At 70.8% G+C, this 2098-nt stretch carries 2 protein-coding genes; both read right to left on the bottom strand.

What is annotated here, in order from left to right; all coding sequences use genetic code 11:
* The coding region (locus BAY1663_RS22565) for an amino acid adenylation domain-containing protein (protein WP_305809529.1) at positions 1 to 1877 on the bottom strand (1877 nt) is incomplete at its 3' end.
* A partial coding sequence (locus tag BAY1663_RS25745; protein ID WP_305809528.1) for a hypothetical protein occupies positions 1877 to 2098 on the bottom strand: 222 nt, incomplete at its 5' end. The genes BAY1663_RS22565 and BAY1663_RS25745, both read right to left, overlap by 1 nt.

Genomic DNA, 2098 nt, shown 5'->3' with positions numbered 1-2098 from the left:
CCGGCGACGAAGGCCACCAGCCGGCGCAGGCCGCCGCCCAGTTCCAGGCCGAGCACGCAGGCTTCGTCGACGCCGTCCAGCGCCAGCAGGCGCGCCTCGACCTCGCCGGGCTGGATGCGGTAGCCGCTGATCTTGAATTCGTTGTCCAGCCGGCCGAGGTAGACCAGCTGGCCATCGACGTGGCGCACGCGGTCGCCGGTGCGGTAGACCATCTCCTCCTGCGCGCCGATGCGCAGGCGGGCGAAGGCCGCGGAGTCGCTGTTGAGATAACCGTTGGCCAATTGCGGACCGCAGAGCACCAGCTCGCCTTCGGCGGCCGGGCGGTCGCCGCGTTCGAGCACCAGCGCCTGCACCGTCGCCAGCGGCTGACCGATGGGCAGGCAGGCAGCGCTGGCATCGACCTGCTGCAGGTCGCAGCTGCTGGCGACCACCGTGGCCTCGGTCGGCCCATAGGTGTTGATCAGCCGCAACTGCGGCCCGGCCACCCGTTGCCAGGCGGCGAGCTGTTCGGGAAATACCGCCTCGCCGCCGATGATCACCGTCTTCAGCCCGGCTGGAATCCGTGCCTGGCCGCTGCGCAGCGCCACCACCCATTCGTTCCAGAACGCCGTCGGCAGGTCGACGATGCTGATCGCCTGCGCTTCGATTCCGTCGACGAAGGTGTGGATCGACTGCAGCAGCTCATCGGTACGCAGCACCAGGGTCGCGCCGGCGCCGAGGCTGACGAAGACTTCCTCGATGCTCGCATCGAAGTTGAACGGTGCGAACTGCAGCATGCGGTCGTCCGCCGTCACGCCGTAGCGCAGGCGCGCCGCCGCGCTGAAATGATCCAGCGCGCGATGGCTGATCTCCACGCCCTTCGGCGTGCCGGTGGAGCCGGAGGTGAACATCAGGTAGGCCGCCGCCTCGCCGCTGCGCGGCGCATGCCGGCGCGCATGGCTGGCGAGCTGGCCGAGCAACTGGATCGGCCCGGTGTAGCTGTCCGCCAGGCGATGGCGGTAGGCCGCCTCGGTGATCACCCGCGCCAGCTGCGCGGTGGCGCAGATCAGTTTCTGCCGCTCGGCCGGCTGCTCGGCATCCAGCGGCACGTAGACGGCGCCAGCCAGCAGTACGCCGAGCAGGGCGAGGATCGCCTCGGGCGAACGCGCGAGCATCACCCCGACCCGCTCGCCGGGCCGCACGCCCTGCTCCGCCAACGCCGCGGCGATTTCCTCGGCGCGCGCCAGCAGCGCGGCATAGTTCAGCCGGCGCTCGCCCTGACACAGCGCGATACGTTCCGGTTGGCGTTCGGCGTGGCTGCGGATCGCCGCCAGCACGCTGGGCACCTCGCTCAGCTGCGCCTGCTCGGCAGGCGGCGCGTTCAGCCGCTGGCGAAATCGGTAATCGCCCATCCAGGCTTCGAGCAGCCTGTCGCGCGGCGCCTCGGGTTCCGCCAGCCAGCGGCCGAGCAGTTCGAACAATTCTTCCTGCAACGCCCGCAGGTGCGCGGCGCTGTAGCAGGCCGGGTTGGCGTCGTAGTCCAGCTGCGGGATGCCGTCGGCGCCGACCTGCACCTCCAGGGTCAGGTCCTCCACCGGCCCGGCGCTGAGGTTCAGCGTGCGCGCCGCCAGCTCGCCGTAGGCCAGTGGGCGGTCGAACGGCATGATGTTGACCAGCGGGCCGAACAGCCGCTGCTCGCCGCCGACGCGGCCGAGGTCGCGGCGCAGCGCTTCGTAGCGGTAATGCTGGTGCTTGCGGCTGCCACGGCGCAGTTTGGCGATGCTCCGGGCGCTGGCGACCAGGTCGGCGCCAGCGTCCGTTTCCAGGCACAGCGGGGCGATGTTCATCTGCATGCAGGGCACGTTGAACGCGGCCGAACCGATGCGGTTCATCACCATCAGCCCGAGTACCTGGCATCGCTGCCGCTGACCTGGCGCAGCTGGGCACTGAGCCCGGCCAACAGCAGATCGGCCCAGCCGACGCCATGGGCCTGGGCGGTGGCGTTCAGCGCCTGCCACAGCGGCGCCGGAAAGCGCGCGCCGTGCCGCACGAAGGTCGCCGAGATCGGCGCGCTGCGCTCGCTGAAGCTGACCGGCGCCGGCAGCCGTGAGAAGGTCTC

Origin of the sequence: Pseudomonas sp. BAY1663 (assembly GCF_000582595.1) — a bacterium.
Lineage (GTDB): Bacteria > Pseudomonadota > Gammaproteobacteria > Pseudomonadales > Pseudomonadaceae > Stutzerimonas > Stutzerimonas stutzeri_AF.
Note: the sequence above shows the minus strand (reverse complement) of the source record. Positions and strands in the feature narration are given on the sequence as shown.